This window comes from Azorhizobium doebereinerae UFLA1-100, from assembly GCF_000473085.1.
Taxonomy (GTDB): Bacteria; Pseudomonadota; Alphaproteobacteria; order Rhizobiales; family Xanthobacteraceae; genus Azorhizobium; species Azorhizobium doebereinerae.
This window is the reverse complement of sequence record NZ_AXBA01000020.1, coordinates 108,843-132,310: the sequence shown is the minus strand read 5'-3', so window position 1 is coordinate 132,310 and position 23,468 is coordinate 108,843. Positions and strand designations below refer to the sequence as shown.

Sequence of the window (23,468 nt, the reverse complement as noted above, 5' to 3'; positions counted from 1 at the left end):
GATCGGGGCTACGACAGTGCCTGGTTCCGCGAGGCACTGGCCTCCAGGGGCATCAATCCCTGCATTCCTTCATCGCGGAGCCGCAAGCAGCCCTTCCTCTATGACAAATCCCTCTACCGGCAGCGGCACAAGGTCGAGAACCTGTTCGCCAAGCTCAAGGACTGGAGGCGCATCGCCACGCGATACGACCGATGCGCCCACACCTTCTTCTCTGCCATATGCATCGCAGCAGTCGTCATCTTCTGGCTGTGATCAATGAGTCCTGAGCCTAGGTCTTCGGACACCCGTTTCTTCAGATTGCTACGGCGGCGGACGCCTTAGCAGCCGCGTCGTTGAAGGCCCTCTCAGAGTCCGTTTGAGACCGCTCAGGGGTGCGCGATCCAGCGGAGGAGCAGGCTGGCAATGGCAACATCCTCAGGCCGCCACCTGGCGACGCCACGCAGCGGAGCATGTTCAGCGCCTCCCGCAAGTCTGTCGCAGGCCAGCGCCGCCCCGCGCACGCCGGCAGGAGGGGCGGACGATTTGCCCACTCTCCAGCGGTCAAATCGCTCGGGTGGCGCTTTACGCGCTTTTTGAGATTAGCCGCCCGGCCACGGCTCATACGGCGCCACATCCTACGACGTTCATCATTGGATGAGCGTGGAGCGTAGTTCTTTATCAGAATGTTGATAATGCGAAGATAGACGGCGGCACCCCATGGGGCAAATTCATGTAAATATCAATATATATTATGAAATTTTCGTTTTACGACAACGCGAAAATGATCAATATACTGTTGGTCTGCAAAATAATTATAGCTGCGCTACGCAGTCGTGTCGCGAGAATATCTCGCGACCAGCGCTGAATTTTCATGGATTTTGAATTGGAGTTTAAAGCATTGCGAGCTGAGAAAGCTCTCCACCCAGCGAGCCGAAAGGCGACGAGTGCTGAAAAGCTCGGGCTGAAAAAACACATGCCGCGCTATTGAATAGAGAGCTTTCATGCAATTGTAGTCAACTACGGCTTAAGCGGATTATAGTTTGAATCTGCTGCAAAGTGGCAGCCATCGAGCACGGCGCCGGAAAAATCAAAAACGACGACGCTCACATTCGCAGTTGCATCCTCTCCATTGCTTCGCCCGCCGCTTGATAGCTCGCTATATTCATTGAGAGCGGTCTTAATGCGTGCAATCCGATCAATATCTTTCGACACAACTGCCTCCACCTAGCAGAAATTAGGCCACTAACCGAAGGAACTGCGCCACTCGGTGGCTGTCAATTGGCTCTTTTCCTAACGACGCGTCCTCAAGCGCGAACTCATAAATTTGCGCCACCACGGCAGCCTTCTTGTCGGCGCGCATCATGCGTTTGTTGGCTGTTAACCATTCTTCAACAAGGGCTAACGCTTGAGCTAAAACGCGTGCATTCAGGGGCGGTTGGGCGGGGTTGGCGTTGCTGCTTCGCTCATCGGCACCATCGAGGCGTATGGGCCCTTGACCGCTCAGGACCCAGTTGGCGTTGAAGCCAAGATCCAGCAGTTTTTGAAGCGTTTCGCTGCTGGGCAGGTTCCTCCCATCTTCGAGCTGACGCCACGTGTTTGGCCCGAGCCCGAGCCGGACGGACATTTCCCGCGCCGAGGTGACGCCCATCTCAGTCCGCACGACCTTGAGTCGTGAGCTCATTTGAGGTGACGTCACAGATCCCACTCGGGAACTGTGACGGCCGCCCGTAGCGTGAGCCGTGTTGGGCGGGCCTGTATAAAATACATAAATATCAAGGTGATAGCACGTACCCTCACGCGCCACCTCGCTGTGCGATCTTTTGCACTATTTTGAGAGTTGTAATGCACTGTTTTGAGTGCAATGTTAGCTCGAAACCGACGCACGTTCCCTCCAAAAAAACCCGGCCTGGCAGGGCCGGACCACCGGAGCCGCATGATCAAGACGCGCAACCCACGGGACTGGCATCCCGAGGACATCAAGGCCGCCATCCGCAAGAAGGGACTGACGCTGTCAGCCGTCTCGCGGGGGGCGGGCCTGATCGACGATGCCTGCCGGCACGCCTGCTCACGCCCTCACTACTTCGGCGAGCTGGCGATCGCCGCCGCCCTCAACATCCCCGCCCGCCAGATCTGGCCGAGCCGCTTCGACGCTAAGGGCGGCCGGAAGCACCAGCACCGCACTCGCCGCAAACCTAACGCCGCGCAGCCGTGCGGCCAACGTCAAAACGCAGAGGCCGCCTAGACATGACCGAGGCACGCACAAGCGTCAAAATCGCCCTCGCCCTGATCGACACGGGCGAGCGCCTGCGCCAGGTGGACCCGGATCGATCGCTGCTGATCGCCGCCAGCATGAAGGCGGACGGGCTCCGCACGCCGATCGAGGTGCGCCCGGCGAAGAAGGCGGGCCGCTATCTCCTGGTGGTCGGCGGCCACCGGCTGGATGCCGCCACCTTGCTCGGCTGGGAGGAGATCGCCGCCTATGTGCTCGACCTCTCCGCCGACCAGGCGCGGCTGCGCGAGATCGATGAGAACCTTTACCGGGCCGAGCTTTCCGAGCTGGACCGCAGCGTTTTTTTGGCCGAACGCAAGCGCCTCCACGAGAAGCTCCACCCGGCCACGAAGCACGGCGGCGCGCGGCCGGCGGAGCAAGTCGCCATTTTTGGCGACTTGGCCCCCCGCTTCTCGGCCGACGCCTGCGAGAAGCTCGGCGTCAGCGAGCGCACGCTCCAGCGCATGATCGCCCGCGCGGTCATCGACCCTGCGGTGCGCAAGCGGATCTCCGGCACCAGGCTGGCGGACAAGGGCAGCGAGTTGGACGCGCTGGTGCGGCTCTCGCCCGACGAGCAGGCGAAGGCGGTGGACCTCATCCTGTCCGGCGGCGATGGCGCGCCGCGCTCGGTCCAGGCCGCCACTGACCGCCTGCGCGGGGTCCGCCCCACACCGGCTCCCAGCCCGGACGACGCCGCCTGGGCGCGGCTGCTCAAGGCTTGGGAGGACGCGCCGCCGCGCGTCCAGCAGCGCTTCCTGTCCCATATCGGCGCCGTTAGCCAGCGGGATGCCGCGTGATGCCCGCCCCCCGCCATCCCATCCAGGCGGGCGCCGCGCGTCTGCGCGAAGTGCGCCTCCAGGCGGCGGCCTTCATGCTCGGCATGGCGGGCCTGCTTTTTCTGCTGGTGGCGTTCGGCGCCATCGCGGCGCTCGCGAGGCTCGGATGAAGCGGCGCACCCGCTCGCCCGCCGCACTGATGTTCGGCTGGTCCGTGATCGAGCGCCGCTACTTGCCGGCCATCGAGACGGCCAAGCGCATGGAACAGCGCGCCCGCATCGACCGCGAGATCGATGCCACCCGCCACCAACTCAAGAAAAACGGGGTGCTACGTTGAAGGAATGGTGGACGCCCGACGAGCTTGCCGCGCTCGCCTTGCCGGAGTTTCCGACAACGCGGGAAGCCATCGCACGCAGGGCTGATCGCGAGAACTGGCGCCAGCCCAGCCGAGAATATCCGGCCAATCCGCTCGGCGTATGGCGCCGGCGCGAGGGTCGCGGCGGCGGCTACGAATATCGCTACGACCTCCTGCCGCTGGCCGCCCGTACCATCCTGGTGCTGCGCCAGCAGCGCGCCGAGGGGCGCGACGCGCGCGCCGAGCGCGCCGCCGCCAAGGCGACGCTCTCCCGCGAGGAGCGGTGGGCGTGGTTCGAAAAACTGCCGGAAAACAAGAAGCAGAAGGCCCGTTCGAAGCTGGAGGCCCTGCTGGCGGTGGATGCCCTCACCATGGCGGGCACCAAGCGCGACGACGCGATGGTGCTCATCGCCAGCCAGATTAGGGTCACCCTGCGCACCCTCTATAATTGGGCCGGCGAGGTGGCTGGCATCGAGCGCCAAAACTGGCTGGCCTTCCTGGCGCCCCGGCATGCCGGCGGCCAGGCGCAGGCTGAATGCGACCCCGCCGCCTGGGAATGGATCAAGGCCGCGTGGCTCACGCAATCCAAGCCCACCGCCGCACATTGCTACCGGCAGCTCCAGGGCGTGGCGAAGGCGCAGGGCTGGACCATCCCGTCCTGCAAGACGCTGGAACGGCGGCTTGCGACCATCGACCAGACCACGCGGACCTTTTTTCGCGAGGGTCCAGAGGCTCTCAAGAGGCTCTATCCGGCCCAGCAGCGCGACCGCACGGCGCTGCATGCCCTGGAGGCCGTCAATGCGGACGGGCACAAGTGGGACGTGTTCGTGCGCTGGCCTGATGGCGAGATCGGCCGCCCGTGCATGGTCGGCTTCCAGGACTTGTTCTCCGGCATGATCCTCTCGTGGCGGGTGGACCGCTCAGAGAACAAGGAGGCGGTCCGGCTCGCCTTCGGCGACATCGTCGAGACCTACGGCATCCCGGACCACTGCCTGTTCGACAACGGCCGGAACTTCGCCAGCAAATGGCTCACCGGCGGCACGGAGACCCGGTATCGCTTCAAGGTGCGGGATGAAGATCCGGTCGGCCTGCTGCCCGAGCTGGGCTGCCAGGTGCATTGGGCCACGCCCTATCACGGCCAGGCCAAGCCCATCGAGCGGGCGTGGCGGGATTTCGCGCAGAACATCGCCCGCGATCCCCGCTTCGTCGGGGCCTGGACCGGCAACACGGTCGCGGCCAAGCCCGAGAATTACGCCAGCAAGGCGATCCCGCTGGAGAGCTTCTTGGCCGTGGTGTCCGAAGGCATCGCCGAGCACAACACCCGCGCCGGCCGCCGCACCGACGCCTGCGCCGGGCGCCTGTCCTTCGCCGAAGCGTTCGCCGTCTCCTACCAGCAATCGCCCATCCGTCAGGCGACGCCGGAGCAGCAGCGCCGCTGGCTGCTGGCCTCTGAGCTGACCACGGCCCGCCGGCCGGATGGCTCGGTGCATCTCTACGGCAACCGCTACTGGTGCGAGGCGCTGCTAGAGCACCTTGGCCGCAAGGTGGTCGCCCGCTTCGATCCCGACGCCCTGCACGAGAGCGTGCACCTCTACCGGCCGGATGGCGCCTACATCGCCGCCGCTCAGTGCGTCGAGCGCACCGGCTTCTTCGACAGCGCCGCCGCCCGCGTCCATGCCCGCGCCCGCAACGACTTCCTCAAGGCGGCGAAGGCGATGGCGAAGGCCGAACGCAAGCTGTCGCTGGATGACCTCGCGGCGCTGATGCCGACCGTCGAGGCGCCCGAGGCGCCGGAGACGAAGGTGGTGCGCCCGGTGTTCGGCACGGCCGGCAACGCGGCTCTCAGGGCCGATCCCGACATGGAGCACGACCAGGATTCCGTGCTCGCCGATTTCGGACGCGCGATGCGCCAGCTCCGCGTGGTCCGGGACAACGACGGGGCGGACGGCTGATCCCCATCCACCCCGTCAACTGCACACACACACACACGAGGAAAGTACATGAACGCGCATAATCCGGAAACCACGGCGAAAGAGGCTCTCGACGCGCTGCGCACCGAGGTGCGGCTGCTCATGGGCGAGGAAGGCCTGACACAGGCCGACATCGCCAAGGAGGCCGGCATCGCCTACGGCACCTTCACCCCGTGGATGGGCGACACCTACCAGGGCAACAACGTCGGCATCGGCGAGAAGGTGTCGCGCTGGCTGGAAACCCGCCGCGAGCGCAAGCGCACCCGCGCCACCCTGCCGGTGGCGCCGGGCTATCTCGCCACGCCGACGTCCGAAGCCATCACCAACATCCTGAGCTTCGCGCAGGTGGCGCCCGATTTTGGGGTGATCGTCGGCGGCGCCGGCATCGGCAAGACCACCACCATCCAGGAATATCAGCGGCGCGCGCCCAACGTGCATGTGGTGACGGGCGAGCCTTGCCTGTCCTCGCCCAACAACATGCTCGCCGCCATCGCCGAGGCCATGGGCGTCATCGAGCGGTCCAGCAACAAGCTTTCCCGCGCCATCGTCTCGCGCCTGCGCAATTCGGGCGCGCTCATCGTGATCGACGAAGCCCAGCACCTGGGCAGCCCCGCCCTTGACCAGTTGCGCACCATCCACGACCTCGCCGCCTGCGGCGTGGTGGTGTCGGGCAACGAAAGCGTGCTGTCGCGGCTCCAGGGCGGCGAGGGGCGCGGCGCGCAGTTCGCCCAGCTCTATTCCCGCGTCGGCATGCGCATCACCCAGCCCAAGCCCCGCGCGAAGGACGTCTGCGCCATCGTCAAGGCATGGGGCATCGACGCCGACAGCAAGGAGGCCGAGCTGCTCAAGCAGATCGCCCGCAAGCCGGGCGCCCTGCGCAGCCTGACCAAGACGATGCGGCTGGCGTGCATGCTCGCCGGCGGCGCGCAGGAGCCGCTGAGCGCCAAGCATATCCGCCAGGCGTGGGCGCAGCTCTCGTCCGTCCAGCTCGACAACGCGGCGTGAAGGAGATGGCCATGACGCAACACCCCCCTCTCAGCGCCGCCGTGGCCGCGCTGCGCGACGAGTTCGGCCGGTACGGCAAGGCCGGCATGACCATCGGCCCGGTGGCCGTCCAGGCCATCGTCGGCGTGCTCAACGAGTTGGCCGATCGCGCGGCCGAGCTGGAGCGCGCGGCCCGGCAGGCCGACGAATACGAGGCCATCGCCCGCGACCTCGACCCCATCGCCGCGCTGCGCGCCGGCCGCGCGGCGGCGGCCATGCCGATCCCCGGCTGCAACGTGGTGCTGTTCCCGGCCGCCGGCCGTGACCGGGCCGGCAGAACGAGCACCGGGGGAGACGCGGCATGAGCGCCGAGGCCCGCCCCGACATTGCCCGCGCCGTCGAGATCGCGCGGCAGATGGATGCCGCGCGGCTGCCCCGCCGCGTCGCCATCGGCATCCCCACCGACGAGATCATGGCGCTCGCCCGCGCCGTGCTCGCGCTCAACACCTGCGCGGAAGCCGCCGTCGCGTTCGCGCAGGCTCGTTCCGAGCACCTCACGGCCAACACCATGGCCGAGGAAGACGCGGCCATCGATGAGATGTGGTCCGCCGCCGACACCCTGGCCGAGGCGCTCGCGGCGGCCGGCTACGTCACCATCACAGAACAGGAGCTTACCGATGGATCAGCAGCTTGAGGCGCGGCCGGCCGAGGCCGGCGTCGTCGAGATGGGCGGCACCGCCTATATGCGGGACGGCAAGGGGCATTTGGTGCCGCTCGACCTGGTGCGGCCCGAGGACGTCCTGGAGGACCAGACCGTCCGCAAGATCGTCCAGTATGCCGAGGACCTCTCGGCGCAGATCAGCCGCTTTCGCGGCCACACCTTCGACGACGTCACCGCGTGCGTGGAGCTGATCGCCGAGAAGTATGGCGCCAAGCGCGGCGGGGTGAAGGGCAACGTCACCCTGTCCAGCTACGACGGCTGCTTCAAGGTGGTCATCCAGGTGCAGGACCAGCTCACCTTCGGCCCGCAGTTGCGGGCCGCGAAGGAGCTGGTGGACCAGTGCATCTCCGACTGGTCGGGCGGCGCCGCCGCCGAGCTGCTGGAGCTGGTGCAGCACGCCTTCCAGGTGGACAAGGAAGGCAAGATCAACACCGCCGCCCTGTTCGCGCTGCGGCGTCTCAAGATCGAGCGCGAGCCCTGGCCGGCGGCCATGGAAGCCCTCGGCGATGCCATCCGTGTGATCGGTTCCAAGGAATATTGCCGCTTCTACCGGCGCGCCGATCCGCGCGGCCGCTGGGAGCCCATCACCATCGACCTAGCGTCGGCTTGAGGGAGGTGAGCATGACCTTCTTCGTCACCTCCAACCACACCGGGGCCATCCGCATCGGGCATACCGTGCCCAGCGACGCCGCTGGCGTCATCGCGCAGGCCTTCGGGGGGGAGGACCACGCGACCATCTCGGCGATCGTACAGAAGATCGAGGCCCAAGCGCTGGTTGTTGCCGCACTTCAGGCCACGCTCGGTGATCTGGGGCAAGAGGTCCGCATCTGTGCGGAGGGCGCATGATCCCCGCTACCGCTCAGCAAATCAGCGCCATCCACGCTGCGAAGGCTCGTCTCGGCCTGGATGAGGACAGCTATCGCCACGTGCTGGAAGCGGTCACGGGAAAGCGCTCCGCCAAGCAGCTCTCCGCCGGCGAGGCCGGGAGCGTGATCGAACGTTTCAAGGTTTGGACCAATCCCGTGACACCAGCCGACCAGGGAGCACCGGCGGCGTCCGGCGCCCTGCGGCTGGAGGGCAGCTACGCCGGTGTCTGCCGCGCCCTCTGGATCGCCGTCTACAATCTCGGCCTGGCCAATGACAGGACGGACCGCGCGCTAGTGGCGTTCGTGACGCGCCAGACGGGCATCGCGCATCTCAACTGGGTGCGCGAAGGCACCGACGCGGCGCGCGTGATCGAGGCGCTCAAGTCCTGGATCGCCCGCGAGGCCGGTGTCGCCTGGGATGCTGACAAGAGCCTCTTAAGCGCCGCTTCGCTGTCTCTCATGCGCTGGCGCAAGCTGGAGATCATCCGCGCGCAGATCCGCCGCCTGGAGGCCTCCGGCGATCATGGGCCGTTCCCCGCCCGCCTCGCGCTCGACGGCATCACGGACCGAGATCTCGACAGGCTGTCCGGCGAACTTGGCCGGCGGCTCCGCAAGGCCCGCGAGCGGAGAACGTAGGCCATGCCATCGCGCCAGAAAATCCCAGATCGTATCACGCGCAAGTGCCGGCAAGGCCGCTCCACCGGGGCCGATCTGAAGGCGCTGCGGGAGATGCTGCACCGGCAACTGCGAGCGGAGGTGGACCCTTGCACCGCCCACCGGAGGGCGGCAGCCGCGCGCACCACTGAGCGCGCCACGAGGCAGCTAGCCCTGGATCTGGATGCCCCGCACCTAGTGCCCGGTGCGCTGGTGCAAAAAGTTGGAGACGTGATGATGGCCCGCCGCCAGACCCGCACCATCCCATTCGAAGCGCTGCTCGCCGCGCATGCGGAGCTGCGGCAGCAGCATGCCATGTGGCAGGCAAATGGCATGGAGGTCACCCGTGCACAGCTCCATCGCAGCGGCGACGGCACCCACACCGCGCGCGTCGTCTGGCGCAAGCGGAATAGCGCCTTGTCGATCAGCGGCACCTATACGGCGCGCGGGCTGGTGCTGCGATGAGCAAGCTTCCGCCCCCCACTGACGAAGTTGCAAGGCTCGTCGCAATCGTCGGCCCGGAAGCGGCGCTGGAACTCATCGAGCAGCGGGGCGGCACGCGGCTCTTTGTGTCGAGCACGGACGTGGGTCTGGGCGGCCTTAAGGCGATCATGGGCCTTGAGGGCGCCGCCAAACTGGTCGAGGCTTGCGGTCGCGAGTATTTCAAGGTTCCCGTCGCGCGCGAATGGCGGGTACTTGTCTATCGTTCGCGAGGTCTGTCATATGCCGAGATCGCTCGTAAGGTCGGGTGTTCGGAAAACACCGTCTGGCGTATCCTCAATGCGCATGCGATGACAGGTTGCCAGCTCGACATGTTCGAGCGGCGCTAGCCCCCAGCCGGGGGCATGATGGAACGCCCTCGCAATCGCCATTCTGCCCCACGGTTGCTGGTGACCGGCGCAAGGGGCGGACATGCTCTCCAATGACATCATTTCGGCCGCGCGCTCGGTCGCGGCGCATGCCGGCATCGACCTGCCCGCGTTCTGCGCCGTGGTCGAGGTGGAAAGCGGCGGCAAGCCGTTCGAGCAGGACGGCCGTACGCCGTGCCTGCTGTTCGAGCGTCACGTCTTCCATCGGGAGCTGAAGGCCCGTGCCCCGGGCAAGCTCGCCGCCGCCGTCAAGGCAGGGCTCGCCATCCCGAAGTGGTCGCGGTCAACACAGTACAAGGACCAGGGAGCCTCTGCCGGGCGTCTGGCAGTCCTGGCGCAGGCTCGCGCCATCGATGAGGACTGTGCAAACCGCTCGTGCTCCTGGGGCCTCGGTCAGACCATGGGCTTTCTCGCCGAAGAACTGGGCTATCCCTCGGCCACCGGCATGCTCAACGCCATGACGGTCGAGGGCGTGGCCGGCCAGTTGCGCATGATGGCGGCCGAGATCACGCGCAAGCGCCTCGGCGTGAAGCTCGCCGCCCGCGATTGGGCCGGCTTTGCCCTCGGCTACAACGGTTCCGGCTACAAGGCCAATGCCTACGATGCCAAGCTCGCCGCCGCCTTCCGACGCTGGGAACGGACGCTCGCGGGGGGCGCGGCGCTGCCGTCTCCCAAGCTTTACCAGTCGCTCGCGAAATTCGAGGTCGAAGCGATACAGAGGCGCCTCGTCGACCTCGGCTATCCCGAGGTCGGCAATGTGGATGGAACGTGGGGTACGAAGATGATCGGCACAGTCTCGGCCTTCCAGGCGCATGAGGGACTGCCAGTCTCTGGCGACTATGATGACGCCCTCCGGTCCGCGCTCGCCGCCGCCCAGCCCCGGGTGCCCTCCGTCGAGCGCGCCGCCACCACGGCAGCGGATTTGCGGGCATCCGGCTCCAGCACAGTTGCCACAGCCGATCGAGGGCGTGGCGTGGGCTTCCTGCTCACGGCCCTGGGCGTAGGGGGCGGTGCGGAAAACCTCGGCATGTTGGACGAGACCAAGGCGGCGATCGGCCAGGTGAGCGCGGTGCGGCCTCTCGTGGATGCCGGCCGCGATCTCGCGGCTTGGCTTACCAGTTCCTGGTGGATCGCAGCCATCCTCGGCGGGTTCCTAGTCTGGCGCCTGTTCGGTGACGTCATCCGCCGCCGTGTCGCGCAGCAGATCAGCGGCGAGCACGCCTGATGGCCGGCTTGCTCGCGCTGCTCAATCCTACCGCGCTGCTCGCGATCGCCGCCGCCTTTGGCATCGGCTACACAAGCGGCCATTGGGAGGGCGGCGCCAGCGCGCGCAACCAATGCGTGACACGCAGGCTCGAAGCCGAGAACCAGGCCCTCGCGAACCGCTTCGATACCCTCACAGCCGCCGCCGAGGCTCACACCAAGCGCCTAGCGGCTGACACCCGCGCCGACAACGAAAACCGGAGCCGCGTGGATGCGACCTCTGCGAATACTGCTGCTTGTCTGTCTCGCGCTGCCGCTGGCCGCGTGCGGAACGTCCATTAGCCGAGCGCCGCTCAAGGGCAACCTGCCGCCCTTGCCGCCGGATCTCGCCACCTGTTTTGACGGCTCCGGTGCCGTGGTGCCCGACCGCTCTCTCTCGGCCGGCGAGGTCGAGCATGCATGGAAGGAGGACCGGCGCGAGCAGGCCGCGTTGCGCCACTGCGGCCGTCGTCTCCTGTCTTGGCACAGTGACCTGAGAAAGGGCGGGCTGTGAGCGCATCGTTCGAAAATGCGCAGGCCGCCCGACGAGCGGCTTCGTCACGAAAAAATCGCTGGCGCCGTGTGCAGACGAGGGGCGAGGGCCTTGATGCATGCCAGGACTGCGGTGAGCCGATCCAGGCGGCACGCCGCCGGGTCGTTCCCTGGGCGACCAGGTACTTGGAATATCAGTCGCTCGCCGAGCGAAATCACAGTCGGGGTTGATGATGGCGGGTGAGATCATTCAGGGCATCAAGGATTGGGTGTGGATCATGGGCGCCATTGCGCCCTTTCTAGTCGGCGCGGGCATGCTCTACCTGCAGCAGCGTTTTCCCACCAAAGCCGAGCACGCCGAGCAGACCAAGGCGCTGAAGGATGCGGTCTCCGAGCTTTCCGCCAAGGTCGAGCAGCGGCGGACCAACACGGACGCGCGCTTGTCCCGCCTCGAGGCGGTGACCGAACAACTGCCTAGCCGAAAGGACATCGAACAGCTGGGTATGCGCCTTGGAGAGGTGGAGCGCTCCACCGCGGTCGCGGCCGAGGCCACGCGCGGCATGGAGAAGCTGCTGGGGAGCGTCGCGCGCACCGCCGACATGATGTTGCAGAACCAGTTGCGTGCGGAGGGGGGACGATGAACTTGGCCGCGAGCGGCGCGCGACTGGCACCGCGTTATTCTTGAACACTTCGCGGCTGCAGAGGGCATGAGCCTCCGTGCCGCGTCCTGGTCGAATTGCTGGCGACGAACCGGCAGGGTATCGACCGTGGTGTGATCGAGGCAGATCCGGACTACCTCGCGCAGCGTATCCGGCGGGCGGTAAAGGATCTGCCGTCCGCTCTCCGTAAACAGAGATGGGCGACCCTTGCGGGGCTCGGCCTGGACGATCCCGCGGGATCGCCGTCGTCGCCCCGTCCTACCGAGTGATTGAGGTGGTGCGCCGCTCGTGCGTGGATGCTCTCCAGTGCCGTCCCGCTCCACTCCGGATCGTCATGTGCAGGATGCCAAGAAGGCCAAAGAGACGGTGGACCGGCAGCATCTGGCCGCCGAGGCCATGGCCAAAGCGCTGGAGCGGGGCACCTGCCGGTAGGAGTTCCGCCGGTGCTTCGACCGGATCGTCGCCAGGCATGGCTGGGTGCACACCGGCTCGCCGAGCTGGTGAGCGCGTCGTCGATCAGACCTACCGTAGCATGGCTTATTCCGCTGGCCTCTACACCCAGCAGACCGCGGCGGAGACGCCTGCGGCCGTCCCTTGCTGGCAGGAAGTCTACCCCGGCTCGCGCCATGCGCGGCGGCCTCATAGGCTCCTTCACCCAGCGTGCTGCACACGGCAGCGTCGAGGTGGCCACCAACAAGATCTTCGACGCCGTCTACCAGCTCGGTGCCACCATCGAGCCGATGCATGCGCCGCACCTGCGCCTCCGCTTCGTCACGGGCCCGGTGCGGGCCGACAGCGTGACCATTCCGGTGCGCCCTTTCAACGGCCTCGCGGGCGAGGGCGCCCGGCACATCGAGGAGTTGGTGCTCGGCGCGCTGAGCCGATCCGTCGACCTGTAAGAGGCGACTAAGAGGGCTAAGAGGCACCCCTGAGGCCCGATTGCCCTCCGGCAGCGGCGGTGATACCCGATGAGGCGCGAGTGGCGCCCCACGGCATTCTCAATCGCCCCCCTTTTTCGAAATTGCCACCCCCAGCCGGGGGCATGATGCGTCCGCGTGCAATCCGGCAGTGTGCCGGGCATGGCTCGACATGACGCCCACCTCTCTCCGGCATTCGCCGCCGACACCCTGGTGCCCGAACGGGTCAACCTGGTGCCGGCCGGCACGTTCAGTGGCGTGGATGGCCGAGGCCCCCACACGCTGGCCGATGCGACCACCGTCATCGCCGCATCCGTGACCGCCGCCGCGAAGCTGCCGATCGACGAAAATTACGCCACCGACCTCGCCGCGCCGGCGGGCGAACCGTCCCCGGAACGCGGCTGGATCGCCGCGTTTGAGGCAGTGGGAGGGGCCATCTGGCGCATGGTCGAATGGACCGAGGCGGGCCGCGCACCGCTGGCGGACCCGGAGGGGATGGCCCGGCTTGAGGCTGTCGCCGCCGGCAAGATGGACCTCGCTGGCATCGCGTCCAGCGCCAGCGGCGCCCGCGCCCGACCGGCCGTTTTCTGCGCCACCCCGAACGGGGGGCTATGATGGCCGACGTCGATCCCATCACCGAAGTGAGCACGGCTGTCCAGGCGGTCTTACGGCCGTTCATGCCGAACTGGCAGTTCGAGTTGGTGCCGTCCGAACTGACGCTCACTGAGTTCGAGATGCTCATGGGGCATACGCCCTGGGTCGGCTTCGGCTGGACGGGGTTTGAGATGGGCAAGAGCAGCGGGCGGCAGGCGCGCGGCCACCACAAGATGCGCCTCACCATCGCTGTCAAAAACTCCGACCGGCCCGGCCGATTTCTCGGTGATGCGCTCGGCCCCGGCCTCTATCCGGCCATGGCCACCGCCGTCTGCGTGCTCCAGGGCAAGACGCTGCCGGGCATCGGCACGATCAGCGTCGCGACGGCCGACCAGACCTACGTCGATGGCTACAGCGACATGGTCGTCGCCCTCGGCGTCGTCGACATCGAGATCGGCCCCGGCGCGCTCGGCGCGCCATTCGACACCCTCGCGGATGCCCCGGACTTCGCTGGGCTGATCGCCACCTATGTCGTCGCGGACGGCGCCACCTTCACCGATACCATCCTGCTGGGAGCCCCCTGATGAGCAACATCTATCTCAAGCCCGCGGAGGGCCTGACCGTGCCGCGTCTCGACGGCTCGTCCTGGCCGGTCGTTGGCGACTGGACGGAGAGCGACGCCTATGTGCGCCGGCGGCTGAAGGCCGGCGACCTGGTGGCCGCCGAGCCTCCCGCCGAGGCCGCTGACGGTGCCGCCGGCGAGACCCCCACCGAACCCGAGACCGCCAGCGCCAGCAAGCGCCGCGCGAGCCGCTGACCGAGGCTGACCCATGACCATCTCATTCGACGAAATCCCCTATGACTGGCTGAAGCCCGGCACCTATGTCGAGGCCAAGGCAATCTATGACCAGGCCGGCGCGGTGCCCTATCCTGCCCGGACGCTGCTGGTCGTGCAGCAGACGGGCGGCATTGCCTTGCCGCTCACCATCCACCGCATCACTCGGCCCGAGCAGGGCACGACCCTGTTCGGCACCGGCTCGGTGGGCGAGGACATGGTGGCCGCCTACAAGAAGGTGAACCGGACCAGCGACGTCTATGCCATTGGCGTCCCGGATGACGCCACCGGCATCGCTGCCGTCGGCACCTACACCTTCGCCGGCACCGCGACGACGGCCGGGCCGCTGCCGCTTTACGTCGGCAACGAGCGCATCAAGCTGGCCGTCGCTTCCGGCGCCACCGCTGCGGTGGTGGCCACAGCGGCGGCAGCGGCCATCAACGCCGTAACCACGCTGCCTGTCACCGCCGCCGCGAATACGGGCGTCGTGACGCTCACCTCGCGACATAAGGGCGAGGTGGGCAATGGTTACAGCCTCAAGGTCGCCATGCGTGAGGGCGACAGCATCCCCACCGGATTGACGGCCACTATCGCCGCCATGAGCGGCGGAGCCAACAACCCAGACATCACGGACGTGCTGGACGTGATCGCCGCGCAGTGGTGGACCGACATCGTCGTACCCTGGGACGACGCGACCACGCTGGCCGCGCTCGCCGAGGACTTCGCCCTGCGCTTCCAGGCCATGGGCAAGAAGGATGCACACGGCTACGTCGGCTCGCGCGGCACGTTCGGTCAGCTCACCACCAAGGGCGCCCTCACCAACTCGCCGCACCTCTCCATCATCGGCACGCAGGGCTCCGCCTCGCCGCCGTGGGTGTGGGCCGCGAGCGCCGCCGGCCTCTCCGCCTTCCAGCTCGCCAACGATCCGGCCCGCCAGTTGCGCGGCCTGACCCTCACCGGCGTCGCCGCCCCGGCCGAGGCCGACCAGTTCTCGGATGCCGAGCAGGATCTGCTGCTCAAGGGCGGCATCTCCACCTTCAATACGTTGACGGACGGGACGGTCACCATCGACCGCCTCGTCACCACCTACAAGGCGACCTCGCTTGGCGTGGCCGATCGCGCCTGGCTGGACATCATGGTGCCCAAGACCCTGTCGCGCATCCGCTACGACTGGGCTGCCTACGTCACCACCCTCTATCCGCGCTCCAAGCTGTCCGACGACGACAGCATTGCCGCGCAGGCCGACCAGTCCGGCGTGGTCGTAACGCCGCGCCGCATGCAGGGCACCTGGGGGGCGCGCTGCCGCAAGTATGAGGAGTGGGGCTGGATCGAAGGCACCACCGAAACCACCGCGCTCAGCGTGTTCGAACGCGACGCGCAGGGTGACCGCAACCGCCTCAACGCCCGTCAGCCCATCCGCATCATCGGCAATCTGATCGTGCTGGCGGGCTCCCTGGAATTTCTGGCCTGACGCGGCCGCCGGCTAAAGGAGACATCACATGACGCAGGCTGTCGGCGTGATCGACATCGTGTGGCAGGGGCGCCGCATTCCCGTCGAGAAGGGGGCGAAGTTCAAGCTCCCCGGTTACAAGAACAACCCGCTCACTTATGGCGCCAAGGCGGCTCGCGCGCGTGAGTTCGTCGCCGGCGAGGTGACGGCCAAGACGGCGTTGGAGAAGGGCCAGTCCTTCGCCTCCGTCTACGGCGATGGCGAAGGCGAGCTTCAGCTCCAGTGCGACACCGGCCAGACCTACGTCTGCCCGGACGCCTTTCTGACCGACGGCCCGCCGGAGATTACCGGCGGCGAGTTGCTGGAGCTGAAATGGACCATCGGCACCTATGAGGAAATCATGTCATGAGCGGCGATAGCGTTGTGATCAACATGGATGACGAGAGGCTGGCGGCGTCCAAGGGGACCATCGTCATCGAGGACGGCACCGGCGCGGTGGTCGACGAGGATGCCGAGCTGGCGGGCGGCCTGCCGAAGCGCGCAACGCGCAACGCGGACGGCAGCGTGACACTCACCCTCATCGAGCCAGTGTCCGTGCGCGTGAAGAAGGACGGCATCGAGCGCGAGGACAGCTATTCCGAGATGACCTTTCACCGCCTGCGTGGTGCCGACATCCGCGCCATCACCAGCGCCGCGAAAGACAGTCAGCCGGTGGCGATGCTGGCCCGTTCCACGCGCATCCGCGAAGCCGTCATGAGCCATCTGTTCGACCAGATGGACGCAGAAGACATCGCGGGGGCCAGCAAGATCGTCGAGGGTTTTTTCGGGAATGGCCCGACAACCCAGGAGTGATCCTGGGCGGCATCGCCGCCAACACCGGCTTCTCCGAAAAAGAGATCGAGGGCATGACCGTCGACCGCGCAAAGTGGTGGTGGAATGCCCTCGCCGCCTATCAACAGAAGTGCCGTGAGGCGACATGAGCAACTCCCTGGACGTCTCCATTCTTGTGCGTCTGGTGGATCGCGTCACGGCACCGCTCAAGGCTCTGCAAGGCCAGTTTTCCAGCCTCGCCGCGTTCTCCCAGAAGGTCGGAGCGCTCGGCCTCGCCGTGGCCGCCATTGACTTCGCCGGGCCGGTCCAGAGCGCGGCCGCCTTCGACCAGGTGCTGCGCGACAGCGCTGTCACGGCCGGCCTGTTCGGACAGGCCGCCGAGACCCGCATCGCCGAACTCGGTAAAAGCTACCAGGACCTGGCGCTAAAAACGGGCATCGCCTCGCTGGACATCGCCAAAGCTGCGGGCTCTCTGATCGCGGCCGGCATGGATGAAAAGCAGGTGGACGCGCTCCTGCCGGCCCTGATGCGGGTGAGCAAGGCGTCGAATACCGTGCCCGCGGACGTTGCAAAGGTGGCCTTCGCCTTGAACAATTCGCTGCAGATCAGCTCCGCCGACATGGAGCTTGCTATGGCGAAGCTCGTCGCCGCCGGCAAGCTCGGCGGGTTCGGGTTCAAGGACATGGCGCGCGAACTGCCTGAGCTGAGCGCGCAATTTGGAAAATTCGGTATGAAAGGCATGGAAGCCGTCGAGACCATCGGAGCCTCGCTCCAGGTGGCCATGTTCGGCACCGACAGCACGTCGACGGCTGCGAGCAATTTCAAGAATTTCCTGAGCACGCTGCTATCTCCCGAGACGATCAAGAACTTCGGGAATATGGGCGTGGACATTACCGGCGTGATGAAGGACGCCGCCGCCAAGGGCCTCAACCCCGTCGAGACAGCAATCGAGCAGGTCGCGAAGCTCACAGGGGTGAGCGATAAGCAGATGCTCTCATTCTACAATTCTCATAAGGCGGCCGGCAAGAGCGACGCCGAGGCAGCGAAGGCCGCTGCTGAGCAGATCAAGAAAATCGGCGGAGCCGAAAAACTCGGCAAGGTGTTCGGCGACACGCAGGTACTCGATTTTCTGCTGCCTATGCTGGCGAATATCGAGAAATACAAGGAGTTCAAGAAGGAGATAGCGGGCAGCGGTTTGGACGTGATCACCAAGGATTTCAACACCCAGATGGCCGGCCTCTCCACCCAGATCTTCTTGTTCACGGAGATCGCGACCCAGTTCGGTACACGTATCGGCCTTGCCTTCGCGAAGAACTTGCCATGGATCAACAAGGGGCTCATGGCCGTGCTCGGCTGGACGGTTGAGGTCGACAAGGCATTCCCCGGCCTGATCGACAACGTGCTCATGATCGGCGGCGGTTTTCTCGTCCTTGTGGCGGCCTTGGGCCTGCTCGGTCCCGTGTTCACGATTATCTCCGGCGGCTTCGGCGTTCTCACCGCCGTGGTCGGCGTCCTCGCCACCGTGGTTGGCGCTCTGTTCACGTCTATCAGCTTCCTTGCGGCCGGTCTGGCCGGCGTCCTGCTCACGCCCATCGGCCTGCTCGCCGCAGCGCTGGCTGGCATCGCAGTCATCATCATCAACGACTGGGCGAATTTCGCGCCGCTGTTCCGCGCCGTGGGCACCGCCATCGTCTCCACCTTCGGGGCGGCGGTGCGTGTGGTGAAAGCGCTGTTCAGCGGCGACTGGTCCGGCCTGAAGGGGGCCTTTGCGGATATGGTGAGCGGGCTCGGCAGCATCGGCAGCGGCATCCTCGCGATCCTCCAGCGCATCGGGGCCATCATCATCGGTTGGCTCGACCAGCAACTCGGCACCGACATCCGCGCCTGGCCAGGTAAAGTGGCTGGGGCGCTATCCGGTACCGCCGACACCGTGGTGAGCGCGCTCCAGGCCGTTTGGTCGGGCGCCGGCGCTGTTCTCAAGTTCGTTTGGGATACCAACGTCACGCAGATCAAAGCTGTGTTCACCGCTTTTTCCTCCTGGGTGGACGGCTGGAGCAACGGCGCCTTCTCTGCCGCTCTGGCGAAGGTCGGCGAGGCGTGGACTGGGCTCAAGAACGAGGCCACGAAGGCGTTCGCCGAGATCAAGAACCTCTGGCAATCGGTGGTGGACTACATCAACGCCCACATTCCCAAGCTCCCGTCCTGGTCCGACGTGCCCAAGTTCTTCAACGGCGATGGCTCTCCGCCGGCGCCGGGCGCTGCATCGGGCATGCCCGAGACGGACGCCCTCGGCAACCCCACCGGCGGCGGTTTCTCGCCCGGCTCCGGCTACGCGCCCCTGCCCGGCAAGCAATCCACCTTGCAGAACGAGCCCGTCACAGGTCACATCATCGTCTCGGCCACCGAAGGCGCGCGCATCACCAATGTGCAGAGCGACAACCCCTTGGTGGCCCTCGTCACCGATCGCGGCACGACGCTGGGGCGCGCCTGATGGGTATCTTCAACACTCCCGGCGCCCTGCTGGCCGGGCTTAAGCCGGCGGCGTTTCGCGGTCTGACCTTCCACATGCCGGACACCTCGGTCGAGGTTGGTCGCCGCATTGTCGCCACGTACTTCCCTGGTGTCGACGGACGCAGCGTCGAGGACCTCGGCCGGGACGACGGCTCGGTCCGCGTCGCCGGCCTCATCATCGGCGACGACTACATCCAGAGCGCCCTGTCGCTCCAAGCCGCGCTCCAGGCACGCGGCCCCGGCACGCTGCTGCATCCCTGGCTGGGCGAGATGACCGTCGTCGTGCCGGAGGGGGCCGCCTCGATCCGCTTCAACGTCGCCGAACTGCGATGCGTGCGCTTCGAAGTGACGTTCAAGCTGGTCCCGGCGGGAGACCTCGGCGTCATCGCCGCGACCCTTTCGGCATTGCTGGGCTCGGTCTCCAGCCTCGTCAGTGCCGCACAGGGCCTGTGCACCGCCGTGATGGGCGCCGCCACCATGGGCGTCGCCGTCTGGTCGGCCGCCACCTCGTTGGTCACCTCCGTCGGCGCGCTGGCCAGCAGCGCGGTGAGTAGCTCGCTCGCTCATGCCGTGGTGGGCGATGCGGTAGCGCTGAACGTGGCGTACCTGGACACGGCCGCCGCCGGTGGCGGCGGGGCCGAGGACGCGGCGGTGATCGCGGCGGCGCTCACCGCGCTGGTGGTGCCCGTGGCCGAGGCTGCGCTCGGGGCCGCACCCTCTGCCATAGGCGCCGGCGGCAGCGCGTCCGTTTCGGTCCCGGTGCTGACGGCGCGGACCGGTGCCTCCCTGCTGCTGGCCATCGCCGGCGAGATCCGCGCCTCCGACGCGGTGGGCGTGCCCGCCGCCGCCGCCCGCCTCGCCGCCGGCGCCGCGGTGCTGGCCTATGCGGTCGAGGTGGCGGCCGATATCACCTATGAGAGTCGTCAGGACGCTGCCGCTTGGCGCGATCTGCTGGTGGTGGAAATCGACGCCACCGAGACCGCCGCCATCGCCCTGGCCGACGATGCGCCCGCGCCGGTGGCGACGCTGCTGGGCGCGCTGGGCGAACTGCGCGCCGCCCTGGCGCGGGATCTCAACGAGGTGATGGGCCGGCTGCCGAGCGTGCGTCTGGTCACGCCGGCGGACACGGTATCGGCCTGGCTGCTGGCCCAGCACTTCGCCGGCGATAATCCGTCCCTGGTAGGGGCAATGTTCACCGACATCGTCACGCGCAACCGCCTGCGGCATCCAGGCGCCGTTCCGCCCGAGCCCGTCGAGGTGCTGGCATGACATTCGGCACGTCGCTCACTACCACGCTTGGCACGACGCGGCGCGTGACCCTGCTCATCGAGGGCACGCCCTTTGTCGAGTGGACATCGGTGCGCGTCACACGGGATCTGTCCGAGATTTCCGGCTCGTTCCAGCTGGAGCTACGGGATGCGACCCGCTCGGCACCGACCTTTCCATTCGCCTCGCTGGTCGCCTATGCGCCGCGCGTGGAAGATGGGCTGTCGTGCGAAATTCGCATCGACGGCGAGCCCGTGCTGATCGGATGGATCGAGAGCATCTCGCCGCGTGCCGGCGAGGGGCAGGTGTCCGTCTCCGTCTCCGGCAAGGACAAGACCGGAGACCTGATCGACAGCGCCGCGACCGTGGACGGGCCCTGCGAGTTTTTCGACAGCAAGATCGACCAGGTGGCGAGCTCGATCCTCAAACCGTTCGGCCTGAAGGTGCGGCTCGACGTCGATGCGGGGCCTTCTTTTCCACGCGCCACCATCGACGTAGGCGAAAGCGCCATGAGTGCGATCGAGAAGTTCGCCCGCCAGCGCGAGCTGCTGGTCACCTCGGACGGCGTCGGAGCGTTGGTGCTCACGCGGAGCGGCAAGAAGCGCGGGCCCGGCGACCTGGTGTTCCCCGGCAATGTGGTGGAGACCTCCGGCAACTGGTCCACCAAGGAGCAGCACTCGCAATACAATGTGAAGGGGCAAGCGGAGCGGGCCGCTGGCCTCCGGCGTCCAGCGCCGCATCTGGACAGTACAGCAGCCCCCTCCGGGAGCAGCAGCGGCGACTATGTGCAGCAGCAGGACGCCCATGAGCGTGCCGGCATCACCATCCAGGGCGAACGCAAGCACCCGAGCATGCAGCGACATCGTCCGGTGGTGGCTATGGCGCGTACCCAACTTACCGCCGAGGGCGCGCAGAGGCAGGCCGACTGGATGGAGCGCACCGCGCGGGCACGGTCGGTCAAGATCGAGCACAAGGTGAAGGATTTTCGCGGGGCGAATGGCCGGCTATGGCGCCCGAACGAACTGGTGTTCGTGTCTGACAGCTTCCAGGGCCTCAATCGCGACATGCTGATCGCCGGCGTCGAGATGGGCTTTGACCAGAGCGGCGCCACCACGTTGCTGCGCCTGACGGGACCGGAGAGCTACGACACGGCGCCCGAGGGCGCGCGGACGAAGAACCGGAAGAACGGCTCCGGCAAGCCCGAAGGCGCTGCAAAGGATAAGTGATGCCGGATCGCGAGACAGCGCACCAGATCCGTGGCCTGATCGTCCGCGGCGTGGTCAGCGCCACCAACGACAATGCGGAGAGCCAGACGGCGGACATGACACTGTTCGCCGGCCACGACCGCGCCAAGGTCGAGGTGCTCCAGCCGTTCGGCATCGCTTCGCGGCCGCCGGAGAAGGGCGGGGTGTGTATCGTGCTGGCGGTGGGCGGCGACCAGGGCGACCTGGTGGCGCTGCCGGTGGGCGCGCCGTCCATGCGCCTCGGCAATCTCGCCGAGGGCGAGGTGGCGCTCTACACGCTCGACGGCTCGCGGGTGCATATCAAGGCGGACGGCAGCATCCTGGCGGTCTCCAGCAAGGCCGTGACCTGCGAGGTCAAGGGCAACAGGCTGGAGGTGACGCCGGATTACGTGCGCGGGCGCATGACGGACGGCTCGCGCTTCGCCGCCGGGCAGGGGTGGGCGAAGCTCTCGGCCGGCGGGCACTTCATCGCGGCGAGCGGGGCGGGCGTAACGTGCTCGATCATTCCGGTGGTCGATAGCGAACCGGGCGCTGGAGTCTAAACAATCAGCTTGCGTGGCCCACCGGCGTAGAGCCACTGATCTCTATCCAGCGTGCCATCGGGCCGAATGAAGTGAGCTCGCCGTGCGCGGATCACTTCCAGTCCGAGTATCGCCGTATCAGGATCGCCGCTCGGGTTAGGGCCCTGGTAAATCACACCAGCGAGCATCCAGGACCTGATAGGGCCTTTCACCATTGCTACCATGCCCCCCCCGCTGATCCCCCCAAAATCAAAATTCTCGGCCGGGATACCCTTACCCCCGGTCGGGAACATGCACTCGCGTTCGAGCTGGTTGCAGATGTCCAACTCGCTGATGCTCGTGGACAAACCACCGCCCGTACAGGACCGGAAGATGATTCCGGCCGCCGGATTATATTCGGTCGCTATCCCTGGAAAGCCGCAGTAATAGATGGATCGATCAACCTGCGGAGGCGGTGGTGGCCAGGATTTCTGGGCGCCCGTTAGAACCACTTTTCCAAGGCGGTCCGTCACCTCCGTACGTTCGATCCGAAAAGTGGCGATGTCGATGTCGTCAGCCAGATCGATCAATCGCTCCTCAATGTCGATCCCAAAACTCACTCGATTGGTGGCGATCTTCATGTCGGTGGCATGAGATGCCTTCCGGGCCTCCCTCCATTGGCTAATGACATGCGCGGCGGTCACAGCAAAAAGCCGTGTGCCTGTGTCGAGATAAAAAACGGACCCATTTCGGACACGTGTAATGCCGCCATGGTGCTCCGCCCAAAACAACGGTGAACAGAACGAACGCACCAGTTCAAGTTCGGCCGCGCCGAGCCCCCCTTAAGAAGGGCGTTTATCTCGTCAACTGAAAACTGGGCGTCGTCGTCCATGGCCGCCGCCTCCGCACCGGCAGAAAGAACGAACAGCATACAACGGTCTCACCCCCTTGTGGGGGCATGACGCTCGCCGCGCGCGCGCGGCATCTTGCGAACCATGTCTTCCTGGCTCGACCTCGCCTTCTGCTATGACCCGGACACCCGCCGCGCCGATTTGGTGCTGGGCGAGGACGGCGACCTCGTACTCGACGAGACGCCGCTCACCCCCATGCTCGTCACCTTCGGCAGTGACCGCCGGGCGCGCGCCGATGACGAACTGCCCACCGGCATCACCGAACTGAACGCGCCGTCCTCTTTCATCGAGCGGCGCGGCTGGGTGGGCGACGCGCTTGACGCGAACGGCGGGCGCATCGGTGTTCGACTCTGGCTGCTGGACCGCGCCAAACAGACCGAACTCACCCAGCTCATGGCCGCCGAGTGGCTCAAGGAGGGCTACGCCTGGGTAGAGGTCGACACCGGCGTGCCGGCGGTGATCGCGGCCCAATGGCGACCGGAGGCCAGGGGCATACTGGCCGCGCGTGTTCAGGTGGACGGGCGCGAGCTGACCATCACGCGGGCGGTGGCCTGAGATGCCGTTTCCGCTGCC

Annotated in this window: 35 protein-coding genes; 31 read left to right on the top strand and 4 right to left on the bottom strand. The window is 66.6% G+C overall.

The window, feature by feature from the left end:
* Positions 1-252: IS5/IS1182 family transposase (locus YU1_RS0115300; RefSeq protein WP_029004810.1), on the top strand; the 252-nt coding region annotated here is incomplete at its 5' end.
* A 744-nt stretch (positions 253-996) separates the two neighbouring features.
* On the opposite strand, the gene YU1_RS33510 is transcribed toward YU1_RS0115300, so the two are convergent.
* Entirely contained in the window at positions 997-1,191 is a 195-nt protein-coding gene (locus YU1_RS33510; protein ID WP_156922173.1) for a hypothetical protein, read from the bottom strand.
* A 22-nt stretch (positions 1,192-1,213) separates the two neighbouring features.
* Positions 1,214-1,627, bottom strand: coding sequence for a helix-turn-helix domain-containing protein (locus YU1_RS33505; protein ID WP_210163764.1), 414 nt, complete (start codon positions 1,625-1,627; stop codon positions 1,214-1,216).
* 285 nt (positions 1,628-1,912) lie between these two features.
* Between YU1_RS33505 and YU1_RS0115290 the strand changes: the two genes are divergently transcribed.
* The 29 genes from YU1_RS0115290 to YU1_RS32050 all read left to right on the top strand — a co-directional run bounded on the left by YU1_RS0115290 (position 1,913) and on the right by YU1_RS32050 (position 22,026).
* Positions 1,913-2,221, top strand: coding sequence for a helix-turn-helix domain-containing protein (locus tag YU1_RS0115290; RefSeq protein WP_029004809.1), 309 nt, complete (start codon positions 1,913-1,915; stop codon positions 2,219-2,221).
* Positions 2,222-2,223: 2 nt separating this feature from the next.
* Positions 2,224-3,045 (top strand): ParB N-terminal domain-containing protein, encoded by an 822-nt coding sequence (locus YU1_RS29705; protein ID WP_051356906.1) that lies wholly within the window; start codon positions 2,224-2,226, stop codon positions 3,043-3,045.
* A complete protein-coding gene (locus YU1_RS33500; protein WP_156922169.1) occupies positions 3,045-3,194 on the top strand; it encodes a hypothetical protein in 150 nt (49 codons plus the stop codon). The genes YU1_RS29705 and YU1_RS33500 overlap by 1 nt, the downstream gene beginning before the upstream one ends.
* Positions 3,191-3,361, top strand: coding sequence for a hypothetical protein (locus YU1_RS32740; RefSeq protein WP_198018941.1), 171 nt, complete (start codon positions 3,191-3,193; stop codon positions 3,359-3,361). Before YU1_RS33500 ends, YU1_RS32740 begins: the two co-directional genes overlap by 4 nt.
* Complete coding sequence (locus YU1_RS29700; protein WP_051356905.1) at positions 3,358-5,331, top strand: transposase domain-containing protein; 1,974 nt, start codon at positions 3,358-3,360, stop codon at positions 5,329-5,331. The genes YU1_RS32740 and YU1_RS29700 overlap by 4 nt, the downstream gene beginning before the upstream one ends.
* A 48-nt stretch (positions 5,332-5,379) precedes the next feature.
* Positions 5,380-6,354, top strand: a complete 975-nt coding sequence (locus YU1_RS0115265) for an AAA family ATPase (protein ID WP_029004808.1) — start codon at positions 5,380-5,382, stop codon at positions 6,352-6,354.
* A gap of 11 nt (positions 6,355-6,365) precedes the next feature.
* Entirely contained in the window at positions 6,366-6,698 is a 333-nt protein-coding gene (locus tag YU1_RS0115260; protein ID WP_029004807.1) for a hypothetical protein, read from the top strand.
* The gene (locus tag YU1_RS29695; RefSeq protein ID WP_029004806.1) at positions 6,695-7,027 is read left to right on the top strand and encodes a hypothetical protein; all 333 of its coding nucleotides are present in this window, start codon (positions 6,695-6,697) and stop codon (positions 7,025-7,027) included. Before YU1_RS0115260 ends, YU1_RS29695 begins: the two co-directional genes overlap by 4 nt.
* On the top strand, positions 7,011-7,664 hold the full coding sequence (locus YU1_RS0115250) for a DUF3164 family protein (RefSeq protein ID WP_029004805.1): 654 nt from the start codon (positions 7,011-7,013) through the stop codon (positions 7,662-7,664). The genes YU1_RS29695 and YU1_RS0115250 overlap by 17 nt, the downstream gene beginning before the upstream one ends.
* 11 nt (positions 7,665-7,675) lie before the next feature.
* Complete coding sequence (locus YU1_RS0115245) at positions 7,676-7,900, top strand: hypothetical protein (RefSeq protein ID WP_029004804.1); 225 nt, start codon at positions 7,676-7,678, stop codon at positions 7,898-7,900.
* On the top strand, positions 7,897-8,556 hold the full coding sequence (locus YU1_RS29690; protein WP_051356904.1) for a regulatory protein GemA: 660 nt from the start codon (positions 7,897-7,899) through the stop codon (positions 8,554-8,556). The genes YU1_RS0115245 and YU1_RS29690 overlap by 4 nt, the downstream gene beginning before the upstream one ends.
* Before the next feature lie 3 nt (positions 8,557-8,559).
* Positions 8,560-9,039, top strand: a complete 480-nt coding sequence (locus YU1_RS33495; RefSeq protein WP_156922167.1) for a hypothetical protein — start codon at positions 8,560-8,562, stop codon at positions 9,037-9,039.
* The gene (locus YU1_RS0115230) at positions 9,036-9,404 is read left to right on the top strand and encodes a helix-turn-helix domain-containing protein (protein WP_029004801.1); all 369 of its coding nucleotides are present in this window, start codon (positions 9,036-9,038) and stop codon (positions 9,402-9,404) included. The genes YU1_RS33495 and YU1_RS0115230 overlap by 4 nt, the downstream gene beginning before the upstream one ends.
* A gap of 82 nt (positions 9,405-9,486) precedes the next feature.
* Positions 9,487-10,668 (top strand): N-acetylmuramidase domain-containing protein, encoded by a 1,182-nt coding sequence (locus tag YU1_RS32060; protein WP_051356903.1) that lies wholly within the window; start codon positions 9,487-9,489, stop codon positions 10,666-10,668.
* Positions 10,668-10,988 carry a hypothetical protein gene (locus YU1_RS0115220; protein WP_029004800.1) on the top strand — a complete coding sequence of 107 codons (321 nt, stop codon included), beginning with the start codon at positions 10,668-10,670 and terminating at the stop codon, positions 10,986-10,988. The genes YU1_RS32060 and YU1_RS0115220 overlap by 1 nt, the downstream gene beginning before the upstream one ends.
* 207 nt (positions 10,989-11,195) lie before the next feature.
* A complete protein-coding gene (locus YU1_RS34905) occupies positions 11,196-11,408 on the top strand; it encodes a TraR/DksA C4-type zinc finger protein (protein ID WP_035715474.1) in 213 nt (70 codons plus the stop codon).
* The gene (locus tag YU1_RS0115210; protein ID WP_029004799.1) at positions 11,408-11,818 is read left to right on the top strand and encodes a DUF2730 family protein; all 411 of its coding nucleotides are present in this window, start codon (positions 11,408-11,410) and stop codon (positions 11,816-11,818) included. The genes YU1_RS34905 and YU1_RS0115210 overlap by 1 nt, the downstream gene beginning before the upstream one ends.
* A 644-nt stretch (positions 11,819-12,462) precedes the next feature.
* On the top strand, positions 12,463-12,735 hold the full coding sequence (locus YU1_RS34015; RefSeq protein ID WP_051356902.1) for a phage virion morphogenesis family protein: 273 nt from the start codon (positions 12,463-12,465) through the stop codon (positions 12,733-12,735).
* A gap of 180 nt (positions 12,736-12,915) precedes the next feature.
* The gene (locus YU1_RS32055; RefSeq protein ID WP_029004798.1) at positions 12,916-13,368 is read left to right on the top strand and encodes a phage protease; all 453 of its coding nucleotides are present in this window, start codon (positions 12,916-12,918) and stop codon (positions 13,366-13,368) included.
* Positions 13,368-13,931, top strand: a complete 564-nt coding sequence (locus YU1_RS0115190) for a hypothetical protein (protein ID WP_156922163.1) — start codon at positions 13,368-13,370, stop codon at positions 13,929-13,931. The genes YU1_RS32055 and YU1_RS0115190 overlap by 1 nt, the downstream gene beginning before the upstream one ends.
* Entirely contained in the window at positions 13,931-14,164 is a 234-nt protein-coding gene (locus tag YU1_RS29665) for a DUF2635 domain-containing protein (protein ID WP_035715472.1), read from the top strand. The genes YU1_RS0115190 and YU1_RS29665 overlap by 1 nt, the downstream gene beginning before the upstream one ends.
* Positions 14,165-14,177: 13 nt before the next feature.
* Positions 14,178-15,653, top strand: coding sequence for a phage tail sheath subtilisin-like domain-containing protein (locus tag YU1_RS0115180; protein WP_245263343.1), 1,476 nt, complete (start codon positions 14,178-14,180; stop codon positions 15,651-15,653).
* A gap of 28 nt (positions 15,654-15,681) precedes the next feature.
* Entirely contained in the window at positions 15,682-16,041 is a 360-nt protein-coding gene (locus YU1_RS0115175) for a phage tail tube protein (protein WP_029004795.1), read from the top strand.
* The gene (locus YU1_RS0115170) at positions 16,038-16,484 is read left to right on the top strand and encodes a hypothetical protein (protein ID WP_029004794.1); all 447 of its coding nucleotides are present in this window, start codon (positions 16,038-16,040) and stop codon (positions 16,482-16,484) included. The genes YU1_RS0115175 and YU1_RS0115170 overlap by 4 nt, the downstream gene beginning before the upstream one ends.
* On the top strand, positions 16,481-16,612 hold the full coding sequence (locus YU1_RS34760) for a hypothetical protein (protein WP_280790719.1): 132 nt from the start codon (positions 16,481-16,483) through the stop codon (positions 16,610-16,612). Before YU1_RS0115170 ends, YU1_RS34760 begins: the two co-directional genes overlap by 4 nt.
* Positions 16,609-18,954, top strand: a complete 2,346-nt coding sequence (locus tag YU1_RS0115160) for a phage tail tape measure protein (RefSeq protein WP_029004793.1) — start codon at positions 16,609-16,611, stop codon at positions 18,952-18,954. Before YU1_RS34760 ends, YU1_RS0115160 begins: the two co-directional genes overlap by 4 nt.
* Positions 18,954-20,243 (top strand): DNA circularization N-terminal domain-containing protein, encoded by a 1,290-nt coding sequence (locus YU1_RS0115155; RefSeq protein WP_029004792.1) that lies wholly within the window; start codon positions 18,954-18,956, stop codon positions 20,241-20,243. Before YU1_RS0115160 ends, YU1_RS0115155 begins: the two co-directional genes overlap by 1 nt.
* Positions 20,240-21,466, top strand: coding sequence for a phage baseplate assembly protein (locus YU1_RS0115150; RefSeq protein ID WP_051356901.1), 1,227 nt, complete (start codon positions 20,240-20,242; stop codon positions 21,464-21,466). The genes YU1_RS0115155 and YU1_RS0115150 overlap by 4 nt, the downstream gene beginning before the upstream one ends.
* Complete coding sequence (locus YU1_RS32050) at positions 21,466-22,026, top strand: phage baseplate assembly protein (RefSeq protein ID WP_051356900.1); 561 nt, start codon at positions 21,466-21,468, stop codon at positions 22,024-22,026. The genes YU1_RS0115150 and YU1_RS32050 overlap by 1 nt, the downstream gene beginning before the upstream one ends.
* Here YU1_RS32050 and YU1_RS0115140 read toward each other — a convergent pair.
* The gene (locus tag YU1_RS0115140) at positions 22,023-22,625 is read right to left on the bottom strand and encodes a hypothetical protein (RefSeq protein ID WP_029004790.1); all 603 of its coding nucleotides are present in this window, start codon (positions 22,623-22,625) and stop codon (positions 22,023-22,025) included. The genes YU1_RS32050 and YU1_RS0115140 overlap by 4 nt on opposite strands.
* Before the next feature lie 59 nt (positions 22,626-22,684).
* Positions 22,685-22,915, bottom strand: a complete 231-nt coding sequence (locus YU1_RS0115135; protein ID WP_029004789.1) for a hypothetical protein — start codon at positions 22,913-22,915, stop codon at positions 22,685-22,687.
* A 64-nt stretch (positions 22,916-22,979) separates the two neighbouring features.
* Between YU1_RS0115135 and YU1_RS0115130 the strand changes: the two genes are divergently transcribed.
* Positions 22,980-23,450 (top strand): phage GP46 family protein, encoded by a 471-nt coding sequence (locus tag YU1_RS0115130; RefSeq protein WP_035715471.1) that lies wholly within the window; start codon positions 22,980-22,982, stop codon positions 23,448-23,450.
* Positions 23,451-23,468: the final 18 nt, after the last annotated feature.